This is a genomic window from Paraliomyxa miuraensis (assembly GCF_026337845.1).
Classification (GTDB): Bacteria; Myxococcota_A; Polyangia; order Nannocystales; family Nannocystaceae; genus Paraliomyxa; species Paraliomyxa miuraensis.
Genome location: NZ_JAOVZF010000157.1, coordinates 253063 through 277458, shown reverse-complemented (window position 1 = coordinate 277458; position 24396 = coordinate 253063). Strand labels below are relative to the sequence as shown.

The window sequence follows — 24396 nt, the reverse complement described above, 5'->3', positions numbered from 1 at the left end:
TTGCGAGCGTATCATGACCCCGACCAGTTGTGGCAACCTCCTTTCGATGCCTGCCGTCGTGCGCCAAAGTCGCACTCTCGCCCCGGCCCTGAAGCTCCTGCTCTCGTCGCGCCTTTGGGCGTTGGCGGTGGTCGCCGGCTCGATGGGGGCCTGTGGGGGTGATGCACCGGGGCGAGAGCCCGTGCCCAATCCCCCGCCACCCGCGGAGATCCAGGAGAGCAAGGCCGAGGCCAAGGGGTCCGTCCCGTTGGACGATGATGCGGCGGCCGAGCGCTACCTCGAGATCAAGGCCATGCTGGAGGCAGATCCCTCCGTGGCCAAGGGGACCAAGTTTCCCGAGCTGCGCGCGGATCTCGAGGGGATCGCCAACGGGGCGGGAGCTGCCGCCATGCGGGCCAACGCGGCGATCCTGCTGGGCTCGATGCACGACCAGCGCGGCGAGCATCGCAAGGCGGCGGGCTTCTACGAGCATGCGGCGACCCTGGTGCCCGACGATGCCGGCCCGCACATGGCGGTGGCGGTGGCTCGGGCGGCGACGGGCGAGTTCGCGGCGGCGGCCATGGCCCAGGAGAAGGCGGCTGCGCTCGATCCGGACAACCTCGAGAACTGGCTGGCGCTGGGCGAGCTGCGGCTGCGGGCGGGGGACCAGGAGGGCAGCGCCAAGGCCTACGTGGCCTACGAGCTGCGTCGCAAGGGGCTCATCGATGGGCTGACGCTGCACGATGCCGAGGGAACGCCGGTGGTCTCGGTCGACGATCGGATCGGCTGCGCAGAGGCGCTGGCGGCCGCGGCGGATCAGGGGACCGCGTATGCGTTGATCTACGCGATGCGCCGCGATCCCGAGGCCTCGGTGCGCGCGGCGGTGGCCCGGGTGATGGGGCTTCAGCGGCTCGAGCTGTACGTTCCGGTGCTGCAGACCCAGAGCACGGAGGAGACCGACGCCGACGTGAAGGAGGCGGTGGCGTGGGCGGTGGCGGAGATCGCCCGCGACCCGGTGAAGATCGAGCCCACCGAGCGACCGCGTCTGGATGGTGATGATCCGCGGGCGGCCGAGGGGGAGCTGCCGCGCGCCGACGAGGCGCCCGCCGAGCTGACGGACGAGAGCACGCTCGCCCGCGATTCCAACGCCGCGTTGGGGGGGACGGCGGACGATCCGACGGCGAAGGCCGCGGGGGCCGACTCGGCTGGCGGTCCGAGTGGGGATCCGAGCGGGTCAGGGGCCAGCGAGACCAAGGCGGAGCCCGGTTCGGACGCGCCTCCGTAGTTCGTATGAGCGCAAGCTCCGATCGCGTCGCCCTGTGGGTCGAGGCGCTCAGCCACCGGTACCCCGGAGCCGAGCGCCTCGCGCTCGACGACGTCTCGCTGCGGGTCGAGCCGGGGGAGCGCCTTGGCTTGCTGGGACCCAATGGGGCCGGCAAGTCGACCTTGATGCGGCTGTGCTGCGGGTTCTTGCCGGTGATGGAGCGGTCGGGCACGCGGGTGGAGCTGGCGGGGCTCGACGTACGCACGCGCTCGCGTGACGCCCGAGCTCGGGTGGGCTATCTGCCCGAGCACGTGCCGCTCTACACGGAGCTGCGCGCCCGCGAGCACCTCTCGTTTCGCGCCAGGATCAAGGGGGTGCCACGCAGGAGACGGGCGGCCGAGCTCGATCGCGTGGCCGAGCGCACCGGCATCGGTCACGTGCTCGATGCTCCGATCGGCAAGCTCAGCCGTGGCTATCGCCAGCGCGTGGGGGTGGCCGATGCGCTGCTCGGGGATCCGCCGGTGGTGATCCTCGACGAGCCGACGGTGGGGCTCGATCCCAATCAGGTCCGCGAGATCCGAGCCATGCTGCGGGCGCTCGGTGGCGAGCACACGCTGGTGTTCTCGAGCCATCTGCTGGCGGAGGTGGAGATGCTGTGCGACCGCGTGGTGATCCTGAGCGAAGGGCGGGTGGTTGCCGACGAAGCGCTGGCCACGGCGACGGCGCGCGGTCACGTGGTGGTGGCGTGGACGGCCGGGGTCGAGGCGACGCGGCCGGTGCTGGCCGCGGCCTGGAGGGCGCTGGGGCTGGGGGCGCCTCCCGAAGGCGCGGTGGAGGCGGCGGAGGACGGTAGCCGGGCGCGCGTGCGCGTGCCCGATGGAGCCTCGGTGGGCGAGGTGCGGGCGGCGGTCGGCCAGGCCTCGCTCGAGGCCGGAGTCGCGCTGGTGGAGCTGCGAGCGGGTCGGACGCGGCTCGAGGAGCGCTTTGCCGAGGTCACCGGAGGTGGGATCGGTGCCGGCGCTGGCGCGGACGCGAGCGGCCAGGGTCGAGCCCTGCGCAGCGGAGGGTCGGCATGAGTGCGTCGACTCGCCTGGCCCCCGCGTGGATCGTGGGCACGATCGCCGTGGCCTGGCGAGAGCTCCTCTCGCTGTTCGTCACCCCGCTCGCCTACGTGGTGGGCACGCTGTTCCTGCTGCTGCAGGGGTGGAACTTCGCGCTGCTCTTGCGGGTGCTCAACGATCCGCTCGCGGCTCCGGGCCCGGTGATGCAGTTCTACTTCGGGGGCAGCTTCTTCATCTTCTGGCTGCCGGTGCTGTTCCTGTGCTCGACGATCAGCATGCGGCTGCTGGCCGAGGAGAAGAAGCAGGGGACGCTCGAGGCCCTGCTCACCGCCCCGCTGTCGCCGGCCCAGGTGGTGCTGGGCAAGCTCTTGGGGGCGCTCGTGTTCCATGCGGCGCTGTGGCTGCCCACGGTGATCTTCTACGTGCTGCTGCGCGGGGCCGGAGTCCAGCCGGATCCGGGGCCGATCCTCTCGGGCTACCTGGGCACGATGCTCGTGGGCGCGAGCTTCCTGTCGCTGGGGCTGTTGACCAGCGCGCTGACCCGCAGCCAGCTCTCCGCGGCGATCGGCAGCTTCGTGGTGTGCACGATCGTGCTCTTGTCGGGGCTCTTGGCCGATCAGGTGCAGTCGCAGACGCTGGCCGCGGCGCTGGCGGCCACGAGCTTGCTGACCATGATGCAGGAGCTGGCGCAGGGCATCGTGGATGGCCGCTGGCTGTGGCTGCACGTGGCGGTGACGGTGGTGAGCGCGGCGGCGGCGGTGGTGGCCGTGGATCCGCGGCGCCGCCCGGAGCGGCTGCTGCAGCTGCTGCTGTTCGCGGTCGCCGTGGGGCACGGGGCCTGGCTGGGGGCGCGCCACGCCGAGCGCGACGACTGGACGGGAGGCCGCGTGTACTCGCTGTCGCCGCGGGCCGAGGCGGTGCTGGAGCAGCTGCCGGGGCCGGTGGACGTGCGGGTGCTGGTGCCGTCGACGATCGGCGGAGGTCAGCCCAACCCGCTGGCCCAGGAGCTGCGCGAGGTGCTGGGACGCATGGCCCAGACCTCGTCCCAGCTTCGGGTGCACCTGCTCGACCCGGATCGCGATCGCCAGGAGGCCGAGCAGCTCGTGGCCGAGTTCGGCCTGGGCGGCCGCGATCTGGCCGATGGCGTGGTGCTGGTGCGGGCGGGGCAGGGAGCGGCCCTTCGCAAGACGCACCTGTTGCCCGGTGATCTGGTCACCTACGCCACCGGTCCCGACGTGCAGGCGACGGGGCCTCGGGTGAAGGAGTTCCGCGGCGAGGAGGCGTTGCTGCTCGCGTTCCTGCAGGTGAGCGACCCGCGGTCGACCACGGTGTGCCATACCCAGGGCCACGGGGAGCCGCCGTTCGACGGGCTCGAGCCGTTTGGTGGCTACGCGCATCTGGGCGATCTGCTGCGGCGGGCCAACCTGGAGGTTCGCCATGCCGATCTCGATGCGGCCGATGGGCTCTCGGGTTGCGACGTGCTCTTGGTGGCGGGGCCGAGCGGCGTGCTGCCTCCGGCCCACGTGCGGGCGGTGGAGCGGTTCGTCGAGGGGGGCGGTGATCTGCTGATGCTCGCGGGCGCGGTGGTGAGGCCGGGGGCCACCGGCCTGGCCGAGCATGGGCTCGAGCCGCTGCTGGTCCGCTATGGCATCGTGCAGGGCGACCGCGTGGTGCTCGATCCGCACCCGATGCCGGGTGGTACGCCGCTGCTCTCGTTCACGCTGATCGATGGCTGGGGGGATCACCCGGCGGTGCGGGCCCTCGTGGGTCGGCCGGTGAGCTTCGTGCTGGTGCGCGAGCTGGCGACCGAGCCGGTGCCCGAGGCCGCCGAGCCGGTGGTGCTGGTGCAGGCGGGCGAGCAAGCGTGGGCCGAGTCGGACATCGTCGCCTTGCGCTCGGGGGCGCCGGTCGAGCCCGACTCCTCGGGAGAGCCCGAGGGCGCAGGGGTCGATCGCATGGGCCCGATTCCGGTGGCGGTGGCCGGCGAGCGCGGTGGCTCGCGGGTGGTGGTGATCGGATCGGATCAGTTCGCGCTCAATGCCTACCTGCGCGAGGACATCGTCTACGATCACGGGCGCGACCTGGTGCTCAATGCGATCGGGTGGCTGACCGATCGCGAGGTGCTCCTGGGGATCCGGCCGCGCGCCCGCGAGCACGTCAAGCTGGTGCTCCTGCCGCAGCAGCTCGAGCGCATGACGCTGGTGTGCCTGCTGGGGCTGCCGGGGTTCGCGATCCTGCTGGGCGTGTGGGTGCTGTGGAGGCGGCGACGATGACGAGCGGGCTGCCTCGGCCGTCGCGGCTGACGTGGAGCCTGTTGGCGCTCGCGGTGGGCACGGCCGCGTGGGCCCATCTCGACGCGCGTCGTGACGACGGGGCTCACGCGACCCTGGTGTCCACGCGCTCGTCGGCGTGGCGGGTGCTGCCCGAGCTGGCCACGTGGGCCTCGGCGGGGGCCACGGTGGAGCTGTGGCCTCCGCATGGCGATCCGGTGCGCCTGGTCCCCGGCGCGGGTGGCCATGCGGTGTGGGTGGGCGATGCGGTGCTGGGCCCGGTCGATCCCGAGGCGATGGAAGGCATATGGGACTCGCTGCGGCTGGCCACCACGGTACGGGCCGCCGACGCGGACAGCGACGCGGGGCTGGGCAGCGGGGGCAGGATCGTGGTGGAGCTGCCCGACCGGCCGTCCGATGGCGGCGTGCGGACGATCGTGCTGGGGCGTCCCACGGTGGATGGGGCGGGGCTCTACGGGGCGATCGAAGGCGGGGCCGAGGGGACGGCCGGGCTATGGGTCCTCGAGCAGGAGCTGTCGCTGTTGGTCCAGCAGGCGCCCGAGGCCTGGCTGGCGCGGCGAGCGGTGGTGGCCGAGACGTCGGAGATCGTGGCGGTGCGCGATGGCTCGTCCATCCTCGAGCGAGGGATCGACGGCCACTGGCGAGCCCGGCTGGAGGAGGGTCCGCACGTGCTGCTCGACCGCGTGGCGGTGGAGACCCGGATCGATCGCCTGATCTCGGCGCGACTCGATCCCTGGGTGGATCCGGTGGGCGGTGACGAGGGTGAGCCCTGGATCACACTGCAGGGCGAGGATGGCGTGGACGTGACGCTGCGCCGGCATGGTGCGTGTCCCGGTCGAGCCGAGCGCGTGCTCGTGGAGCGTGGCCCCGGGCGTTGGGGTTGCCTCGACGAGGCGCTGGTGCGTCCATGGCCGATGCCGTGGCGTACCGACACCGAAGACCCTGGTGCGCTGCTCGAGCCGCGCCTCTTGCCCCACCCCTACGGCCGCGTGCTGCGGATCGAGCTGTTGCATCCCGAGACTCGCGTACTGGCGCGCTACGGCGGCGGCTGGCGGCTCGAGGAGCCGGTGGAGGGCGGCAGGACGTCGGTGCTCGACGTGGACGAGCCCGAGGTGTTTCGTTGGTACCAGGCGCTGCACGAGGCCGAGGTCTCGCTGCCCTCGACGGATGACGCCACGCCCTGGCCGGAGGTCGCCGACGTGGATCTGCGACTGACCACCGACAGCACCGCGACCCTGCGCTTGCGCTGCACGAGCGTGGAGGGCTCGATGCGGTGTCGTCGCGACGACGGGCCCGTGCTCGAGGTTCGGCAGGCCCAGCTGCCGCCGCTGGCCTTCGATGCGGATGCGTTCGCCGAGCGTCGCCTGACGGAAGGGCGAGCCGACGAGGCGCGCGCGCTCGAGATCTTGCCCGGGCCGGCCGGGCCGGAGGTGGTGCGCCAGAGCATGCACTTCGATCTCGGCGTGTGGCGGCTCGACGCGCCCGTGCACCCCGAGGGCGACGCGGCGCTCGACTCGATGCGGCTCGAGGCGATGCTCGCGGTGCTCTCGGGGCTGCGGGCCGAGGCATGGGTCGAGGGCATGGACGATGCGGCGGCCGTGCGGAGGCTGCGGCTCGAGCGGGTGCCACGGCGGGGGCAGGACGCGGCGCTCGAGGTGGAACTCTTGTCCGATTGCGTGGTGCGGGTCACGGGGCAGCGGCCGGCGCGGCTCTCGGAGGGGACCTGCGAGACGCTGCGGCAAGACCTGCTGGTCGAGCTGCCGCTGCAGCGGGCGATCGATCTCGCACGGGGGCTGGAGCTGACTCGAGAGCGCAGCACGGTCCGCCTGCAGCGCACGGGCGCGGCGTGGGTCGACGAGCAAGGAGGACCCGCGCGCGAGGCCAATGCGTGGCTGCGGCGGATGCACGAGGTCAGCGCGAGCGAGCTGGTCGCGGGCGAGCCTGCGGCACCGCAGACCTGGGAGCTGCGGGTGCTGCCGACCGAGGGCACTGCGTTCGCGTTCGAGGGCGGCGAGGGCTGGCTACGGCTGCGAGGCGAGGACTGGTGGTACCGGCTCGCGGATGCGGGGGTCGAGGGGGATGCGGTCGAGCCGACCGACGAGGAGCCGGCCGACGCTGGGTGAGGCCGTCGCTACGCCCAGCGCCCGTCGTGCTCGATCCTCGTGAGCAACGCTCGCAGCCCGGCCGCATCGAGTCGCTCGAACTCGCGTCGGCGCTCGTCGGTGAGCTCGATCTTCAGCACGCGGCACAAGGTCTCGGCCTCGCGCCTCAGACCTTCGATGCGGCCCTGCTCGAGGCCTCGTCGTTCTCCACGTCGTTCGGCGACGACCAGCGCCCCGCGCTCGTTCTGCACCGCGATGCCGGCGAGGATGTAGGCCTCCCACTCGGCCTTGGTGAAGCCCGCCGTTCGAGCTGCCTCGAATGCGTCGATGAACGGCTGCTCGGCGAGTACCTCCGGCACCATCGTCAGCTCGTCGGCCTCCCGGAAGAAATAGGCCCACTTCTCGATCATCGTTCGGGGCGGGTGGCTGTCGTCGTACTTGGGCAGCTCGAGGAACACGAACCGGATCTGACCAAGACCGTTGGTGCCGGTCTGTTCCTCGGCCATGCCCCAGCGGCTGAGCATCGGGATCTTGCGGTCGCCGTCGTCGGGCCACAGCTCGAAGTCGCAGATGGTGATTCCCACCACGTCACCGAGCTCGGGATAGAGCTCACCACGTGCGATCTGGTTCACGTAGGCCTTGGCGACGTTGTAGACCACTCGCTTCTCGAAGCCCTCCACTTGTAGGACCTGCATCTCGACGACGTAGGTCACCCCGCGGGCATCGGTGCACTTGACGTCGACGATCGAGAGCTTGAGCTCGTCGACCAGCGGCCGCTGCTCGGGGGGCAAGAGCTCGACCTCGGTGATGCGGTGAGCCTGGTCGAGGGCGAGCACGTCGTTGAGGAAGGCGACCAGTACGTCCTTGTGCTCCTCGGAGCCGAAGATCCGCTTGAACGCGAAGTCGGTCTTGGGGTCGGCGAACGTGGGGCGCGGCATGGGATCGAGTGACAGCGTAACGCATCCCCGCTCGTCGGGGCGGTGGCACGCATGGGCGCCGAGGGCGGCGAACGCCGGACCCGATCGTCTCGTTTTTCTGCAAGCCGTACGGTCGCGAGCCCCGCCCGCGATCGCGACTTCCCTCGGCTACTTCTTCGCCGCCTTCGCGGCCGCTTCGGCGAGCTTGGCGTTCTGCTCTTCCTGCTGCTGGATCGTCAGCGGGTGCCACGAGGCGCCGGGTGGATAGACCCACTCGGGCAGCTCCGCGCCCGTCTCCGGATCGAGCGGCTTGTACGCCTTGAACTCGAGCAGACCATGGTCACTGGCGAATCCAGTGTCCGAGAACTGCTTGAACACGCCCTTGAAGGTATACCGCTTGCCCTTCTCGAGGATCACATCGGGCTGGTCCTTCCAGTCCTTGGCCTGCCACTCGGGAATCGTGAAGCGGTAGTTGACCACCATCATCGCCCGCTTCTTGCCTTCCACGCCCTCCTGGTCGGTGATCCACACGTGGGGCTGCTTGGGCGGCGGACAGCCTCCCTCGGGGCACTCGGGCGGCACGTAGATCTCCTGGACCCAGCCCTTGAGGGTGATCTCGGTGCCGGCGTCGCCCTCGGCCACTTGCTTGTCGACGTCGCGGCGCAAGCCCCAGATCGACCACGCGCCGTCCTCCCACTGCTCGGGCGCCTTGCCCTCGTCGAAGTTGGGAGGCGGCGGAAGGCTCACCTGGACCGGAGGGCCGGCTTCCTCTTCCTTGGCTTCGCCCTTGAGCTCGAGCTCCTCCTCACCCTTGTCGCACCCGACGAGGCAGAAGGCACCCAGCAGGGCGGCGGCGGCAGTGGTGAGCAAGGCGGAGGAGTTGGTGCTTCGCATGGCCATGTCCGGCTTGAAACGACCCGTGCGGCCGTGAGGGCGCATACCGGTCGAGAACGCTTCGTATCACGCCCTCCACGCGATGTTCAACCCGCTCCGGACGCGGTACACCCCAGGGCCGTGCGCCGTGTCGTGCTCACGAGCCTTTGCTGGGCGGGTGGCCTCCTCGGTGCGGGGTGCGGCGACGACGTCGAGGCCCCGGCCGAGACCGACGCGATCGGTCCGACCATGGAGCGGATCGAGGAGGAGATCATGCAGGCCCGGGGGACCGACCGCGTCGAGTCCCGCCTGGTGATCGCCCTGCGGCGGGTGCCCGACCACCTCGATCCGCTGGGTGACCTCGATCCGTGGGGCGCGCGAATAGCGGAAGAGCTGGTCTTCCAGGGTCTGACCCGGCGCGTGGACACGGGAGCCCCGTGGGCCGAGCCCGCGCTGGCCGACGCCTGCGTGACTCGCCCCCAGACGGCCCCGCGGGACGTCTATTGCCACCTGCGCGAGGGGGTGGTGTTCCACGACGGCAAGCCGGTCACCCCCGAGGACGTGCTCTACAGCCTCGATTGGTGGCTCGATCCCCGGCGCGGCACCATGCGCGTGCGCCTGGGCCTGGGGGGGCTCAAGAAGGTCGAGCTGGTCGATGGCCCGGTGGGCGGCCTGCCGCCGGGGTCGCGCCGGGACCCCGGGCGATGGATCCACGTGGCCCTGAACCGAGCCGAGCCCCTGGCGCTGGCCATGCTCGCCGACATGGCGATCGTGCCCCGGGCCGCCCATCGCGGACGGGCTCGCGCCTTTGGCCGTGCGCCCGTCGGGACCGGCCCCATGCGCGTCACCTCCCTCGAGCCCGACCGCCTGGTGCTCGAGCCCTGGACCCCCGAGGGCGAGCCTCCGATGGCGCCAGTGCCCGCCGGGGACGAGCTGCCCCCGCCGTCCCGCATCGTCCTGCGGGAGATGCCCGATGGGGCGGCCGCGCTGACCGCCATGCGACGGGGCGACGTCCACCTCGCGGCCGAGCTGTCGCCGACCCACGTCCCCGAGGAGCTGGCCAAGCCCGGCATGGCGCCGCGCTTCACCGCCTTCGTGCTCAGCCCGCCGCGCTTCGACGTGCTGCTCTACAATCTCCGGGGTGGGGTCCAGGCGGGGCCTCGCATGCGGGGCATGCTCGACGACGCGCTGCCTCGCGCCGCGCTGGCCGACGCGCTGGGTGACCTGCCGTCGCAGGACGTGACCGTCCCCGTCGATCTCACCGAGCCCGTCGAGATCGATCTGGTCGCGCTGCACGAGGCCGGGGTGTCGGCCAGCCTGGGGATGGCCGGCTTGCCCGCCCGGCGCGACGTGTCGCTCGACGATGCCGGCAAGGCCCGTGCCCAGGCCACCCTCGAGGAGCTGGGCTGGGTGCTCGAGCGTGGCGTGAGGCGCAGCGCCAGCGGCCCCTTGCGCGTGGTGCTGATGTGGAACGGCACCGACGGCGAGGGCCGCGTGATGGCCCATGGCATCCGCGATGCGTGGACCGGCATCGGAATCATCACGCCCTTTGCCACTGCGAGCTGGTCGTACCTGTTCGGCCTGATGCGCAAGGGCGAGTTCGATGCCGCGCTGGTGCGGCTGGCCGAGCGCAGCGACGCCGATCTCTTTCCCTACTTCCACAGCCGCGGCGATCTGAACCTGGTCGGGGTCTCCGACGTGGCGCTCGATGGCGCGCTCGAGGCCCATCGGGCCGCCACCACGCCGCAGGAGCGAAGGACCGCGCTCGTGGCCGTGGCCGACCGCCTCGCCGCGCTGCGGCTGTGCTCGGTGATCCGGGCGCCCTCGCAGGTGATGCTCGTGTCGCGGCGGGTCCAGGGGCTCGAATTCGAGGACGACCTGCCGCGGCTATCGAAGCTGAGGCTGTCACCCCTCGAGAGCTGGATCTTGGGCCAGCGTTCCCGTTGATCACCGCGTGGTCAACTCCGTGGACCCTTGGCACACCCCGAGGGTGGCGTCCAGTTTCTTGGTTTCGCCGACCGACATGGGCAGGATGGCCAGGCACTCCCCATCGAGGAAAGACCGATGAACGTCTGGATCTTCGTCATCAGCAGCCTGTTCACCCCCGTCATCGAGCCGCTCGGCATCTCGATGGACGAGGCCACGTCGTTCGTCGAGCCGGCGCCCACGTTCGAGCCGGTCGACCCGCTCGAGCCCCGCTACCTGGGGATCGAGCGCATGTTCGCGCAGCTCGAGGAGGGCGCGCTCCCGACCGGCGCGCTCGAAGGCTAGAATCGATAGCCGACTCCGGCCGTGGCCACGAAATAGGTCTGGAGTCCGGCAATCGGGGCCTGCAGGGCCTTGCCCTCGAGCAGCTCGCCGTCGTTGCTCACCCGATCGCGGTCGGTGAAGACGCCGTAGGATCGCACGGACACCACGAACGCGACCCGTTCGAACACGAACTCCGCGTCGGCCCCGACCCGCACCAGCCCCGATCCGAACCGCTGGGATCCGTCGCGGTCGAGCTCATAGACCACCCGGGTGCCCATGCCGCCCAGGCCCGCGTCGAAGGCCAGCTGGGCCATGTCGCCGCGCGCCACGTAGAGCAGCACGCCCAGGTCGGCCATGACCTGGTCCTGGGACACCACCGCGCTCGATTCGTCCTCGCGTCCGGCGTAGCGCACCGAGCCCGAGCGCACCGTCGTCTCCACCGCGATCCGCGGGTGCAGGCGCAGTCGGCCCAACAAGCCCAGGCCCCCCAGCGACACGCTACGTCCCAGGAAGCGTCGATCGAAGCGCACGACCTCGGGGCGCAGGGGAGGGGCCTGAATCACCACCCCCTCGACGCCCAGCAGGAATCGGCGCTCGGGCACCGGATCGTCGGCGCGTGACCACGACAGCCCCCGGCGTCCACGGCCCGAACCACCGCGGGGGCTCGCCTCCGCCGCTTCCGGCTCGCTCTGGGCCTTCCCAATTGGCTCGGTCGGGCTTGGCTCGGTCGGGTCTGGCCGCGGCTCGGCGGGCGTCGCCTTGGCCGGCTTTGCGGCAACCGCACTCGCGGGGGCCACCAGCGCCAGCGCGAGGACCACCCGCGCGGGCGTGAGGACCAACCGCGCGGGTGCGGAGACCAACCGCGCGGGCGCGGAGGCCAACCGCGCGATTGCGGGCGGGCGGGTGACTGGAGCGATCACCGGTTGGCGGGAGCATACCAGACCCCCGATCGTGGCGGCCCCCCTTGCGAGCGCCCCGCCGCAAGGGGTATGCCCGAATGCGGTGCCCCTACGCAGCATGACCGGCTACGGCACCGCCAGCCGGCGATGGGTGGCGAGCGACGGGCCGTGGTCGCTGGACGTCGAGGCGCGCTCGGTCAACGCTCGCTTCCTCGAGCTCAAGGTACGGCAGCCCTATGGTGCGGCGGTGGAGCAGAAGCTTCGCCGGCAGCTCGAGGGGCGGGTGGGTCGCGGCCGCGTCGAGCTGGCGATCCATCAGCGTGCGTGCAATCCCGAGGAGGTCGACCTCCGCGATCCGTTGTTGGCCCTCGGGGTCGAGCGCGGTCGCGTCGAGCAGACCATCCGCGCGGCGGCCGAGGTCGCCCGCCTGGCTCACGGTCTGCTTCATGTGGTGCAGCCCAGTGCATTGGAAATATTGAGGGTTTGCCAGGCGCCATCACGCGGCCCCACGCCCTCGGTCGAGGCTCCTCCCAAGGCGCCCGCCTTCCTGGCCGAGGTGGTCGACGAGGCCCTCGACCAGCTGTGCACGTTTCGCGATCGCGAGGGCGACGCGCTGGCCGAGGCGGTGGGGGTGCTGGCCGCCGAGCTGCACGAGCAGGTCGAGCGGCTCGAGGCCTGCTTGCCGTCCGAGCGCGATCGCCTGGCCGAGCGCGTGACCACGCGGCTGCAGGAACTCGCGGCGCGGCTGGGTACCGAGACCGTCGACCCCGAGCGGGTGGCCCAGGAGATCGCCGTGCTGGTCGTGCGCGGGGACGTGGCCGAGGAACTGGCTCGCGTGGGCAGCCACCTCGCGCAGCTGCGCGACACGGTGGGCGGTCCGGCGACGGCGGGGCAGGGCAAGACCCTCGAGTTCGTCGCCCAGGAATTGCTGCGTGAAATCACCACGATGGGCAGCAAGGTCACCAGTCACGAGGGAAGTCGGATCATCATCGAGTCCAAGGGGATCCTCGAGCGGATCCGCGAGCAGGTGCACAATGTCGAGTAGGTCGCTGGGCATCCCAGGCCCTCCCGGCGTGCCGGGCATGGTCGGCCGACCGCACCGCGGGATGCTGCTGGTGGTCTCGTCGCCATCGGGGGCGGGCAAGACCACGCTGTGCAATCGGCTGCGTCAGGAGTTCCCTCGACTGGGCTTCTCGGTGTCCTTCACCACGCGACCGGGCCGCAAGGGCGAGACCGACGGGGTCGACTACAGCTTCGTGGACATGGCCACGTTCCAGGAGATGGTCGCCCGCGACGAGTTCGCCGAATACGCCATGGTCCACGGCAACATGTACGGCACGTCGGCCAGGCGGGTGGCCCAGGCCATCGAGGGCGGGCAGGACATCCTGTTCGACATCGACTACCAGGGCGGCCGTCAGCTTCGCCAGAAGTTTCCGGACGACGTGGTGCTCGTGTTCATCTTGCCGCCGAGCATCAAGGAGCTCGAGCGCCGCTTGCGGGGCCGGGGGACCGACTCCGACGAGGTCATCGAGCGCCGGATCCGCGTGGCTCGCGAGGAGCTGCGGCACTACGATGAGTACGACTACCTCGTGATGAACGACGACCTCGATCGGGCCTACGACGTGCTTCGGGCCGTGTACCTGTCGCAGCTGCACACGCGCGTGCGGGGGGCGGCCACGGCCGAGCAGGTGCTGTCGGGCCAGGAGCAGCTGCTTTGACCCCGGACGGCGGCCGTGCAGCCAATGGACCGCACGACCCCGTGACGGGGGAGCCTGCGGTCTGGGGCAACGCCGGCTGGGGACCGGTGGTCCCGGAGGTCACCGAGCAAACGCTCGACGACGGCAGCGCCCTGCACGAGCTGCTGAGCGAGCTACGCCGCCGGCAGATGCACCCCGACGAGGGGCTCATCACGCGGGCCTTCGAGGCGGCGCAGCGCGCCCACGCGGCCCAGCGCCGCAAGAGCGGCGAGCCCTATCTCATCCATCCCGTGCGGGTGGCCCACAGCATCGTCCAGCTCGGGCTCGACTCGTCGTCGGTGGCCGCGGGGCTCTTGCACGATGCGGTCGAGGACTCCGAGATCACCGTCTTCGAACTCACCGAGCAATTCGGACGCGAGGTCGCCAACATCGTCGACGGGGTCACCAAGCTGGGCAAGGTCCCGTACCTCACCCGCGCCACCCAGCAGGCCGAGAGCTTCCGCAAGATGCTCGTGGCGATGAGCCGAGACATCCGCGTGCTCATCGTCAAGCTGCTCGACCGCCTCGACAACATGCGGACGCTCGAGCACATGGCGGCCGACAAGCAGGAGCGGATCAGCCGCGAGACCATGCAGATCTACGCGCCCCTGGCCAACCGGCTGGGGCTCGAGGGGGTCCGCCGCGAGCTCCAGGATCTGTCGTTTCGCTACCTCGAGCCGGTCTCGTTCGAGGCGGTGCGGGCCGACATCGACGCGGTGCTGTCGCGGCATCCCGAGCAGCCGGCGGCGACCCTCGCGTCGCTGCGCGCGGCGTTCGGCCCCGGTGGGGAGCTGGCTCCCGAGGCCGAGGGGAGCCCCGAGACCGAGGTCGGCGCCGAGTCCGACGAGCAGGTCACCTGGCCGGCAACGCTGCCGGTGGAGGTCCGGGTGTCGCTGCGTACGCCCTACCGGGTCCACCGCCGCCGCGAGGCCACCGGGCGCAAGCTCGAGCTGTCCGACATCATCACGTTCCAGGTCATCACCCCCGATCGAGGCTCGTGCTATGCGGCGCTGGGGCTGCTGCACGCGCGCTTCCAGCCCGTGCCCGGCCGGTTTCGCGACTACATCGCGCTGCCGCGGCCCAACCACTATCGCGGGCTGCACACGTCGCTCGTCGCCCGCGAGGGCGGTCGTCTCGAGGTCCAGATCCGCTCCCGCACCATGGACGACGTGGCGCAGCGCGGCATCGCGACCGCCTGGAAGGAGGGCAACCAGCCGCGCGCCGAGGCCGATCGCCTGGCCTGGCTGCGGGGCCTGATGGACTGGCAGGAGGACGTCTCCGACCCCAGCGAGTTCATCGCCGCGGTCAAGGCCGACCTCTTTGCCGACGAGATCTACGTGTTCACCCCCGGCGGCGACGTGCACACGTTCCCCAAGGGGGCCACGCCCATCGACTTCTCCTTTGCGATCCACAGCGACGTGGGCATGCACTGCTCGGGTGCTCGGGTCAACGGCCAGGCGGTCCCGCTGCGCTACCACCTGCGACAGGGCGATACCGTCGAGATCATCACCAATCCCAACCACGGCCCACGCCCCGAGTGGATGACCATGTGCGTCACGTCTCGGGCCAAGGCCAGGATCCGCCAGCACCTGCGCCAGCAGGAGCGGCTGCACCTGCGGGAGGTGGGCCGCAGCCTGGTCGAGCAGATGCTCAAGGGGCACGGACTGCCGCTGTCGGACTACGAGGGACGCGGCTGGGTCGGCGATCTGGGGGAGGAGCTGGGCTTGCCCCGCGAGGCCCGTGACGTCGATGGCGTGTACGCGGCCGTCGGGGCGGGGCAGATCGAGGCCGAGGTGCTGGCGCGGCGGTTGGCCGAGCGCGACGGCAAGGGCTCGTCCCCGGCGCGCACCGGCGAGGAGGACGGCAACCTGTTCTCGCGGGTGTTCCGACGCATGGCGCGGGCCGGCGGCCGCAAGGAGGGCAGGGGCGGCGTCGTGCAGGGAGCCACGCCCACGGCGCCCATCGTCGTCACCCGCGACCGCGTCACCGCGCCGGGGGGCGGACGCGCCATGATCGAGCTCGCGCCGTGCTGTTCGCCGGTCCCCGGCGACGCCCTGGTGGGGGTATTCGAGGCGGGTCGGGGCATCACGGCCCACGTGGAGGGGTGCCCCGACGTGCTCGAACAGCTCAGCGATCGGCGGGTCTACCTGCAGTGGGAGGAGGACCTCGAGCTCGATCGGCCGGTCACGGTCGAGGTGCGCACCGGCAACATGGTGGGGCTGCTGGCCGAGATGAGCCGGGCCTTCTCGGCCAACGACGTCAACATCAAGCAGGCCAACTGTCGGGCGCTGCCCGATGGAGATCGCGCGATCAACACCTTTCAGGCCTCGGTGCGCACGCGAAAGCAGCTCGAGGCGCTCCTTTCCACGCTCAAGGCCATCCCGGGGGTGCTGGGTGTGGAGCGGGTGTTCACTGCCGGCTCGGGCGTCTATCCGCGACCGGTCTTGGGCTAGCCACTGGCCTCGCAAACCGGCTTGCTCCGCTCGCCCCTTGACACCCCGGCACGGCCGCTCGTATCAACCGCCGGCCATGGCATCGTTCACCAAGATCTCCGAGACCAAGCGCCGCCGCAAGCACAAGAACGGCGGCAGCGCTCGCAAGGCGAAGCAGGCGCAGCGCAGCACGCTGTCGTACGACGAGCTGTTCGCCGCCTGCGGAGCGCCCCGCGACGCCAAGGCCGAGGCTCCGGCGACCGAGGGCTGAGGTCCGCCTTCCGCCCTGTGGTCGCGAACCCGGTTCGGTTCGGGCCGCATTGCTCGACCCAACGTCGACCGATGGCGTGCGTGGGGCCGGTGGTGGGAACGACGGTTCCTTGATCCACGTGGCGCGCGCACCGTAGTCTCTTCGGCGGTGACCCCACGGGGTCCAAGTGGCTCCGCGGACGCCGAGCGCGTCCGAACCACCCGAGCCACCGAAGAAGGCGTTCGGTCATGAGCACAGCACAGCTTCCTCCGGGCACGGTCGTCGACGGCAAGTACACGATCGGTTCGTCGCTTGGCTCGCGCGCGGGAGCCCAGAGCCATCAGGCCACCGATGAGCAAGGGCGCGCGGTCGTGCTCACCGCATTCGACGCCGCATGCTTCTCCTCGGGGCTCGTGCTCGAGCGCAGCCTTCGTGAGCTGCGCCAGCTGCAGAGCCTCCAGTCCACGCGCGTGGTCTCGGTGCTCGCCTGCGGCAAGCTCGATGGCGGCATCTACGAGGTCACCGCCCCCGTGGCCGGCACGCGTCTCGACGAGCTCGTGTCACGCGGAGCCATGTCCGCGCCGGACGCCGCGGGCATCATCGAGCAGGTCGGCGAGGGGCTGCTCGAGGCGCAGAAGGCCGGCGTCATCCATCGCAACCTCGGCCCCCGCGTGGTGTTCGTGGGCGAGCAGGGCGTGGTGGTCAGCGGCTTTGCGGTCGGCGAGCCCCACGGCGACAAGAGCGTCGGCCCGCTCGATACGCTCGCGCCCGAGCAGGTCGAGGGCAAGGTCGTCGACCAGCGCACGCTCATCTACAACCTCGCGGCCTTGATGCACATGCTGCTCACGGGAGGACCGCTGTTCCCCGGCGACGCCGCGGCGCAGCTGCAGGCCCACTTGCGTGCCGAGCTCCCGGACAACGTGCATGCGCGGCTACACCGAGCGCTGGGCAAGGAGCCGCGCACGCGGCCGATGATGCTCAAGCAGTTCCTCACCGAGCTGCGTGCGATCGGAGGCGCTGCGGCCCGTGCTCCGGTGGCGCCCTCGAAGGGAGGACCGCTCGCTCCGCCCATGCCGGGCACCGATCTCTCGAGCCCCACCCCCAGGGCCAGCGCCGCCCCGACCGGTGCGCCGAGCAGCCGTGGCTGGACCATGTTCATGCAGGGGGATGCGGCCCAGGGGTCCGCGGCCTCTGCTTCCGCTCCGGCCTCTGCTCCGGCGGTGTCCGGTGGCCCCGACGTGCCCGCCAAGCCCAAGACGCGTGGCTGGACCATGTTCATGGAGGCGGCCGACGAGGGCAAGGAACCCGCCGCCGACAAGCCCGCCGCGCCCAAGCCGAGCACGCGGGGTTGGACCATGTTCATGGAGGACGACCAGGCGGAGGCATCGCCCGCGTCTGCGGGACCGGCCACCAGTGCGGCCGAGCCCGCGGCGCCGCCCCCCGCCACCGGGGGCGATCCGGCCAAGCCGAGCACGCGGGGTTGGACCATGTTCATGGAGGACGACGAAGGAGCGGCCGGCTCTGACTCCCCGTCTGCCCCCGCCGAGCCTTCCGACCCATCCGCCGCAGCCCCCGTGCAAGCGCCCGCGGTGGGAGGGGCTGCCCCCAAGCCGAGCACGCGGGGTTGGACCATGTTCATGAAGGCCGACGAGGAATCGACGGCCGAAGCGGTCGAACTCGCGGCTCCGGTCGCGCCGGTCGCTTCCACGGCTCCGGTTGCCGAGGCACCGGCCAGCCCGGAGGTTGCTCCCGTGGCTCCGGCCGTCGAGGCTCCCGCGGCGAGCCCTCCCGCGGCTGGGGCCTCCGAGTTGGCTGCTCCCGTCGCTCCTGCGGTCGTCAGCGCCCCACCCGGCGGCGGCGTGGGGCCCAAGAGCCGTGGTTGGACCATGTTCATGGAGACCACGGGCGAGCACGCCACTGTGCCCGTGCAGGAGTCGGCCGACGACGAGTCCGAGGTCGCGGCCGAGTCCGAGGCCGAGCCCGAGGCCGAATTCGAGATGCAGGCCGATCCATCGATCCAGAGCAAGCGGCGTGGTGACGCCGATGCACCCGCCAAGAAGCGCGGCTGGACCATGTTCATGGAGAAGCCGATCTCCGACGCAAACAAGGATGCGCTGGGCGGCGTGGTTCCATCGACCGGCGAGTCCAATGCCAAGGGGTGGACCGTATTCTCGCCGGTCGCGACGCCCGAGGGGGGGGGCCCTGATGCGACTGATGCGACTGATGCGACTGATGCGACGCCGACGGACTCGGCCCCGCCCGCTCAGGAGTTCGCCCACGAGTCCGTGGTGGCCAGTGCCGGCGAGCTCCCGGCTCCGCCCCCGCATGAGGACGAGTTCGAACGTGCAAGGACGGTGGTGGTGACCGGACAGGTCGCCGCACCGTCCTCCCCATCGCCGACGCTCACCCCGGGTCCATCCGTGCGCGTGCAGACGGTGGTCACGCCGCCGAGCGAGAGTCCAGCGGCGGCGGGACCCGCTCGCATGCAGACGATGGTTGCGCCCCACGAGCCGGCCCCGCCGATGTCGGGCCCGGTCTCCGGCCCGATGTCGGGCCCGGTCTCCGGCTCGCTCTCCGGTCCGATGTCGGGCCCGGTCTCCGGCCCGATGTCGGGCCCGGTCTCCGGCCCGATGTCGGGTCCCATCTCGAGCGGCCTGCCGGCTCCGATCGGAGCCGACGAACTCGCACCCGCAAAGAAGACGAACTCCGCGGTGTTCGTGCTGGTGGGGCTCGCAGTGGCGGCCGTGATCGTCGTCGCCGTGGTGATGCTCTCGTAGTCACCATGAGCGCGCGGCCCGGCCGATTCGAGCGATGCTCACGGCCGGGTCCACGCAGTCGGGTGGACGATCGACTCAGTAGTCGTCGTCCAGCGACACGGACTCCGGCTCCTCCTCGCCCTCGGCGTAGGGCGGGGGGTCGACCTCTTCCAGATCGACCGGAGACGTGCCACTCCCGGCGACTTGCTCGGGCGCGCCATACTGGTCGTAGCCCTGCTCGTACTGTCCTTGCTCGTAGCCCTGCTCGTACTGGCCTTGCTCGTAGCCCTGCTCGTACTGGCCTTGCTCGTAGCCCTGCTCGTACTGCGCGTCCTCGTACTGCGCTTCTTCGTACTGGCCCTGCTCGTAGCCACCGGCTTCGGCCTCGTAGCCCTGGCCCGCGGCGGGTGTGGAGGAGAGATCGATGCTCGGCCGGCGACCCGCACGCCAGTCCTCGATCGTCTGACACAGCACTTCGTAGTCGATCATGCGACGCTGCGATGGTATCGCCGTCCGCCGTCGGCGCAAACCCCACTGATCGGGAAGCTCGATCCGCCCCTACTCGGTGCCCTTGGCGATGGCGTAGGTCACGTCGCGTCGCAGTCCCCCGCGCAGGCTCTGCACCCGCAGGTGCGTCCAGTCGGGGAGGGCGGCCAGGGCATCGGACAGCTCCTGCGGGGTCTGCAGGCGATGACCATTGACCCCGAGGATCACGTCTCCGACCGCCAGATCACAGTCCATGCTGCACAGTTGCGGGTCGTCGGGGAACAGGCGCGTGATCTCCCAGCCCACGAAGTGCCCCTCGTGGCGGAAGGGCTCGGGGCCCAGCTGCCGCAGCAGATAGGCGGGGCCGGGGCTGGTGGCCCGCTGCAGCTCGTCGTGAAAGATCGTACGCGGCGGCCGGGGCCGGATGGGCGCCACGGGCTCGACCGCTCCCGGGTTCGGCCCAGCACCGGGCTCGTCGAGCGGCTCGAGGGCAGGGGGCTGGTCCGGCCACGGAGCGCTCGCATCGGGCGGGGGAGCCTCGGACGGGGAGAGCCGACAGGCGCCGAGGGCTAGCATGGCGAGCACCAAGGGAGGGCGCACGGAGGTCGAGCCAGGGCCGAGCATGCACCCCCAAGCATCGGGGTCCGGGTCCTCGCGCGCAAGAAATCGGGACCGACGGGTTGGGGCGGCCTGGCACGGAGGCTTCGTGGGGCGGCGCCGGGTCCCGCCGGCACGCCCCGCGTGGGTCGGCCTCAGAGCCCGATTGCCTCGCACGCCTCGAGCAGCGCCTCCGTCACCCGCTCCATCGATCCCGTGCCGTCGATCACCGTGACGTTGGCCAGCGATCGATCGCGGGCCAGCTCGGCGTAGGCCCGCGCCAGGCGCTCCTGCAGCGCGAGCGTCTCGTAGATCTCGAGCTGCGGCCCTTGCCGTTGGCGGCGGGCCGAGACCCGGCGCATGGCCTCGGTCGCGGGGACTTCCAGGACCAACGTGAGGTCCGGCCAGGGCGCACGCGCATTGATGGTGCGCACCCACTGTGGCTCACAGTCCATCGACTGGTAGGCCCACGACGACATCAGATAGCGATCGGTCAGCACGATCCGACCGGCCGCGAGCGCGGGCTCGATCTCGGTGGCCACGTGATCGAGGCGATCGGCGGCGAACAACAGCGCGAGCGCCCCGCGATCGAGCGGCTTCGCGCTGTGAGCGAGGCGCTCGCGGGCCAGGCGGCCAATCGATCCGGAGGACGGCTCGTTCGTCTCCAGCACGACGTGCCCACGGCCACGCAGAGCCTCGGCGAGCGCGCCTCGCTGCGAAGTCGTCCCGCTCCCATCGATTCCCTCCAGCGCGATGAAGCGTCCGCGGCTCATGATCCCGGGCAGGCTAGCAGATGCCGCGCTCCAAGCGCAGCCACCGGCACGATCATGGGGCGAGCCCGTCCGCGAGGAGACGTGGCCGCCTTCTCGCCGGGCCGCGTCGCCCGTGGCACACTGCCCGCACCCAGCCGGGAGAGCACGCCGTGAACCGAAACGATCAACCTGGAGACACCCGCGCCATTGGGAGCGGTGGTCCGCAGGGCCCGGTGGCACCCCGCTACGGAGACCCCATGGCACACCAACATGCACCGGGGGGATATCCGCCCCAAGCCCCCCATGGCCAGGCTCCATACGCCCCGGCCCCCCACGCGGGTCCGGGCGGCTACGGAGCGCCTCCGTCTGCGCCCCCTCCTGCTGCGGGGCGGGGTCGCAACGACGAGCTGATGGCCGGCGGCAGCCGGACCGTGTTCGAGTTCACCGGGTCCGAGGCCGATCGCGATCATCGAGGCTCGCGAGGCACCTTCATGGGGACCACCCTCGATCTGTCGAACGCGAGGGAGGAGCGCGAGACCAACCTGCGCTCGGGCCCCTCCACGTGGATCTTCCTCGGCGTGGCATTGCTCCTGGGCGGAGGCGGGATCGCCTACGCCATGCTCGGAGCCAAGTCCGAGGCCAGTCCCGGCGAGGACGCTCCGGCGTCGGTGGCCGCGGTCGATCAGGCCGCACCCACTCCGGCCGAAGGCGAGGCGAAGGCCGCCGAGACGCCGGCCGAGGGAGGCTCGGGAGGCGAGGCCGTCGAGGGTGCCTCGGCCGGCGAGGCCGACCCCCCGGCCGACGACACCAAGGCCAATGCGCCGGCCGCCCCGGCCGACGACGCCAAGGCCGTCGCGGACGCGCCCCCCAAGGACGAGCCCGCCGAGCCCGCAGCCCCGGTCGAGCCGGCCAAGCCGACGTCGTCGGGGTCCAAGTCGTCCGGCTCCAAGTCGTCGGGCTCCAAGTCGTCGGGCTCCAAGAAGACCGAGCCCACCAAGACCGAACCCAAGCCGGGCAAGCTGCTCAAGCCCAAGAAGCCGCCGCGCGATCCACTGTCGAACCTGCCCAAGCCCCCTGGCGAGTAGGCCCGAGCCCCGCAGGGCGACGCTCCCGAAGGGGCCGCCACCATGGCATCGCGGTCACCCGCGACGTCGTCGCCACCACGTGCCCAGCACGCCCAGGCTCCACAGGCCGAGCACCATGCCGCCGACCGGGGTCCATCGCTCGGGGGCGCCGAGCTCGGCTCCACGAGCGCGCTGCAGGTCGTCGAGCGCCGACTGGATCCGCGGATCCTCGGGGGCGATCCGTCGCGCGGAAGCCAGCAGCATCTGCCGCCCCTCGCGGGTGAGCGCCGGCACCGACGCCTCGGCCAACAACGCGCGCACGCGGAGGGTCTCGCCGCCTCGGGGGTCGCTCGGCTCGGCGAGGCGAGCCGCCTTGCGCCACAGCTGCCCGGCCCGCTCCATGTCGCCCTCGGCCTCCGCGGCGGCGGCGGCCTCGCGAATCACGGCAACGATCCGATCGCTCACCTCGAGCGTCGGGTTGGCCGCGAGCAGTCGATCGATCTGCTCCACCCGGCGCTGCACGTCGGGCTCGGCCAGCGCGGCCGCGAGCGCTCGATCGATCGATGCCGCGCGCCGCTCGTCGAGCCACTCGAAGTAGATCCGGGTCAGGCGCTCCGGCTGTGCCTCGCAATCGGCGTGGAAGCGGCCGTCCTCGTCGACGATCTCGCACTCGGGCTCGAGCCGCTGCGGCACCTCGGCCTGCATGCGCTCGCGGATCGCAATGGCCGCTCGCTGGCGGTAGGTCAGGTGGGCGCGGGCCGTCGACGTGCCGCCGCCGAGCAATCGGATCGTGCGACGCTCGGCCTGCGGGGGCGGGCCTTCCACGTAGGCGAAGAATGCGGCGCGGGCCGCCGAGCGCACGGTGGGGTCGGCCGCGTCCACGAAGTCGAGCAAGACCGATGCGGCCTCGCCCAGGCGCACGGTCGCGTACGCATGCAGCACCAGCGAGAGCAGCCGCGGCTCGTCGCGCACGGCCGACGTGGCGCGCTGCGGGTGCAGCCGGTCCATCGTGTCGAGCGCAACCCTGGCGTAGGCGCCACGCAGCGCGTCCACGTCCTCGCGGTCGTCGGCGTCGCCCCCGAGCGACTCCACCAGCAGGTGAGGGATGGCCTCGTCGCCGATGCCGGTGATCGCACGCCCCACCTCGTCGCGAAACAGTCCCTCGTGGGCGTAGGCCACGTGCAGCAGCGTGGCCACCACCTCGTGGGTCAGCGAGGGATCCTCGCGTCCCACCAGGGTCGCGGCCCGGAACATCGCGGTCATGCGGACGCTGTCGCGGTAGGTCCCGTGCAGCCCTCGGCTCAGCCGACCCGGTGGCAGCAGCAGCAGGTCCTCGAACCAATCCTGGCTGAGCTTGACGTCGTAGCCGTGGGCCTTCTTCCACGAGCGCGCGAAGTGGCCGTAGCGGTTGGGGACGTCGCCGCCGATCGCATCGAGCACGGAGCGGTAGTCTCGCTTGGATGCCGGCAGGTCGGCGAGCAGCGCCTGGCGAATCTCGGGCCACACCGCCGGCCCGGCCGCAGCCAGCCGTCGCGCGGGGCCACCGAGCTCGTCGAGCGGAGCCCGATCGATCGCCTCGATCAGCTGCCGCAGCTCGGTCGGATCGGTGGGGGCATGGATGGGCGCATCCATGAACGCCGCCTGCGGGGTGGACTCGAGCGCAGCGTGCGGTCGTGCGAGCTCGGCCAGTACGGTCGTGGCCACTTGGCGCGCATGCTCGCGGCGAGCCTCGTCGTCGTGTCGCCCGTGGGATGGTCCCACGTACGTGCTCACCTCGACCGCCGGCTCCGGATCCCCGCAGCTGACCACCGCCAGTCCCGGGACCCATCCCGCGGCCAGCCCCATGGCCAGCGTCAGGCGTCGCCTCGTACCCATGCGCCGATTCCCTTCGCCCTCAGTGCAGCCGATCGTCCGGGGGCACCGCGCCCGCCTCCGCCACGAACCGGAGGAAGCGAAGCCCCACCCCCGACAGCGCGCGCAGGCCCTCGCCGTCCGAGTACTGCAGGTAGTAGTGGTTTTGCACCCGAGCCATCGCGCAGATGGCCTCGTCGCCCCCGGGCGGGCTGAAGCGCACGATCACCTTGGTGCGCAGCGGCAGCGGATTGGCCATCTCCACGAACATCCCCGTGGCCGAGATGTTGCGAGCGATGAACCACTGATCGCCCACCTCGTCGGTCGAGAGCAGGACGCGAAAGACCTTGTCGATGCGGGCCGTGGCCCGGCGCTCGTATGCTACCGGCATGAGCGCAGAGTGAAGGGGATCGAGGCATGAATGCAAATATCCTACATGTAGGATAGACCCCAGGCGGCCGCCCAGAGCACGCCGATCTGCGCCGCGCCCACGGCGGCGGCCAGCAGCCCGCAGATGCCCCCCAGGGCCCGTAGCAGCGCTCCGCCACGACCCAGCGAGATCAGGACCGCCAAGAGCCCCAGGCTCACCCCCGGCCAGGCCGGCAGCCCCGCCCGCGGCCAGAGCGACGCTGGCAGCCAGGCCAAGGCACCAAGCCCGAGCAGCAGGCAGGCCCACGCCGCCACCACCCCCGGTGCCGGACCCCGAGGAGAAGGGGAGGGCTGGCCATGCTCGAGCCAGGATTCGGTGGAATCGGCCGCGGCCATGACCCCTCTTTGCACATCGCGAGCGGATCTGCCAAAAGCTTGCGCTCCACGATGGGCGACACCCCGCCACC

General features: G+C 71.5%; 21 protein-coding genes. 12 read left to right on the top strand and 9 right to left on the bottom strand.

From position 1 onward, the window contains the following. Positions 1 to 58 precede the first annotated feature (58 nt). From OEB96_RS28470 to OEB96_RS28455, 4 genes are read left to right on the top strand one after another with little or no spacing between them, the layout of a single operon-like run. Positions 59 to 1264: a tetratricopeptide repeat protein gene (locus tag OEB96_RS28470; protein ID WP_266219916.1), complete on the top strand. Its 1206-nt coding sequence runs from the start codon at positions 59 to 61 to the stop codon at positions 1262 to 1264. A gap of 5 nt (positions 1265 to 1269) precedes the next feature. Then, positions 1270 to 2319: an ABC transporter ATP-binding protein gene (locus OEB96_RS28465; RefSeq protein ID WP_266219915.1), complete on the top strand. Its 1050-nt coding sequence runs from the start codon at positions 1270 to 1272 to the stop codon at positions 2317 to 2319. After that, entirely contained in the window at positions 2316 to 4577 is a 2262-nt protein-coding gene (locus tag OEB96_RS28460) for a Gldg family protein (RefSeq protein ID WP_266219914.1), read from the top strand. The genes OEB96_RS28465 and OEB96_RS28460 overlap by 4 nt, the downstream gene beginning before the upstream one ends. After that, positions 4574 to 6718 carry a hypothetical protein gene (locus OEB96_RS28455; RefSeq protein WP_266219913.1) on the top strand — a complete coding sequence of 715 codons (2145 nt, stop codon included), beginning with the start codon at positions 4574 to 4576 and terminating at the stop codon, positions 6716 to 6718. The genes OEB96_RS28460 and OEB96_RS28455 overlap by 4 nt, the downstream gene beginning before the upstream one ends. Before the next feature lie 8 nt (positions 6719 to 6726). Here the strand turns inward: OEB96_RS28455 and OEB96_RS28450 are convergent, their stop codons facing one another. Then, positions 6727 to 7635, bottom strand: coding sequence for an Rpn family recombination-promoting nuclease/putative transposase (locus OEB96_RS28450; protein WP_266219912.1), 909 nt, complete (start codon positions 7633 to 7635; stop codon positions 6727 to 6729). Positions 7636 to 7782: 147 nt separating this feature from the next. Beyond that, complete coding sequence (locus tag OEB96_RS28445) at positions 7783 to 8514, bottom strand: hypothetical protein (RefSeq protein ID WP_266219911.1); 732 nt, start codon at positions 8512 to 8514, stop codon at positions 7783 to 7785. Between the two features lie 114 nt (positions 8515 to 8628). Here OEB96_RS28445 and OEB96_RS28440 point away from each other — a divergent pair, with 114 nt between their 5' ends. Then, complete coding sequence (locus tag OEB96_RS28440; RefSeq protein WP_266219910.1) at positions 8629 to 10434, top strand: ABC transporter substrate-binding protein; 1806 nt, start codon at positions 8629 to 8631, stop codon at positions 10432 to 10434. A 117-nt stretch (positions 10435 to 10551) separates the two neighbouring features. Beyond that, the gene (locus OEB96_RS28435; RefSeq protein WP_266219909.1) at positions 10552 to 10758 is read left to right on the top strand and encodes a hypothetical protein; all 207 of its coding nucleotides are present in this window, start codon (positions 10552 to 10554) and stop codon (positions 10756 to 10758) included. Here the strand turns inward: OEB96_RS28435 and OEB96_RS28430 are convergent. Then, entirely contained in the window at positions 10755 to 11657 is a 903-nt protein-coding gene (locus tag OEB96_RS28430) for a hypothetical protein (protein ID WP_266219908.1), read from the bottom strand. The genes OEB96_RS28435 and OEB96_RS28430 overlap by 4 nt on opposite strands. An 82-nt stretch (positions 11658 to 11739) precedes the next feature. On the opposite strand from OEB96_RS28430, the gene OEB96_RS28425 reads away from it, so the two are divergent. From OEB96_RS28425 to OEB96_RS28405, 5 genes are all read left to right on the top strand, one after another. Then, complete coding sequence (locus tag OEB96_RS28425) at positions 11740 to 12681, top strand: YicC family protein (protein ID WP_266219907.1); 942 nt, start codon at positions 11740 to 11742, stop codon at positions 12679 to 12681. After that, entirely contained in the window at positions 12671 to 13354 is a 684-nt protein-coding gene (gene gmk / locus OEB96_RS28420) for a guanylate kinase (RefSeq protein WP_323137439.1), read from the top strand. Before OEB96_RS28425 ends, gmk begins: the two co-directional genes overlap by 11 nt. 41 nt (positions 13355 to 13395) lie before the next feature. Beyond that, the gene (locus tag OEB96_RS28415; RefSeq protein ID WP_266219906.1) at positions 13396 to 15825 is read left to right on the top strand and encodes a RelA/SpoT family protein; all 2430 of its coding nucleotides are present in this window, start codon (positions 13396 to 13398) and stop codon (positions 15823 to 15825) included. Between the two features lie 76 nt (positions 15826 to 15901). Next, positions 15902 to 16075, top strand: coding sequence for a hypothetical protein (locus tag OEB96_RS28410; RefSeq protein WP_266219905.1), 174 nt, complete (start codon positions 15902 to 15904; stop codon positions 16073 to 16075). A 227-nt stretch (positions 16076 to 16302) separates the two neighbouring features. After that, positions 16303 to 18831: a serine/threonine protein kinase gene (locus tag OEB96_RS28405; RefSeq protein WP_266219904.1), complete on the top strand. Its 2529-nt coding sequence runs from the start codon at positions 16303 to 16305 to the stop codon at positions 18829 to 18831. A gap of 75 nt (positions 18832 to 18906) precedes the next feature. Here OEB96_RS28405 and OEB96_RS28400 read toward each other — a convergent pair whose 3' ends face one another. From OEB96_RS28400 to tmk, 3 genes are all read right to left on the bottom strand, one after another. Further along, on the bottom strand, positions 18907 to 19299 hold the full coding sequence (locus OEB96_RS28400) for a hypothetical protein (protein WP_266219903.1): 393 nt from the start codon (positions 19297 to 19299) through the stop codon (positions 18907 to 18909). A 69-nt stretch (positions 19300 to 19368) separates the two neighbouring features. After that, on the bottom strand, positions 19369 to 19872 hold the full coding sequence (locus tag OEB96_RS28395; protein WP_266219902.1) for a hypothetical protein: 504 nt from the start codon (positions 19870 to 19872) through the stop codon (positions 19369 to 19371). A 176-nt stretch (positions 19873 to 20048) separates the two neighbouring features. After that, the gene (gene tmk, locus OEB96_RS28390) at positions 20049 to 20666 is read right to left on the bottom strand and encodes a dTMP kinase (protein ID WP_266219901.1); all 618 of its coding nucleotides are present in this window, start codon (positions 20664 to 20666) and stop codon (positions 20049 to 20051) included. 236 nt (positions 20667 to 20902) lie between these two features. Between tmk and OEB96_RS28385 the strand changes: the two genes are divergently transcribed. Next, positions 20903 to 21730, top strand: coding sequence for a hypothetical protein (locus OEB96_RS28385; protein WP_266219900.1), 828 nt, complete (start codon positions 20903 to 20905; stop codon positions 21728 to 21730). Between the two features lie 54 nt (positions 21731 to 21784). Here the strand turns inward: OEB96_RS28385 and OEB96_RS28380 are convergent, their stop codons facing one another. From OEB96_RS28380 to OEB96_RS28370, 3 genes are read right to left on the bottom strand one after another with little or no spacing between them, the layout of a single operon-like run. Next, positions 21785 to 23584: a hypothetical protein gene (locus tag OEB96_RS28380; RefSeq protein WP_266219899.1), complete on the bottom strand. Its 1800-nt coding sequence runs from the start codon at positions 23582 to 23584 to the stop codon at positions 21785 to 21787. Between the two features lie 19 nt (positions 23585 to 23603). Beyond that, a complete protein-coding gene (locus OEB96_RS28375; RefSeq protein ID WP_266219898.1) occupies positions 23604 to 23951 on the bottom strand; it encodes a PilZ domain-containing protein in 348 nt (115 codons plus the stop codon). 41 nt (positions 23952 to 23992) lie between these two features. Continuing rightward, on the bottom strand, positions 23993 to 24325 hold the full coding sequence (locus tag OEB96_RS28370) for a hypothetical protein (protein ID WP_266219897.1): 333 nt from the start codon (positions 24323 to 24325) through the stop codon (positions 23993 to 23995). Between the last annotated feature and the right edge of the window lie 71 nt (positions 24326 to 24396).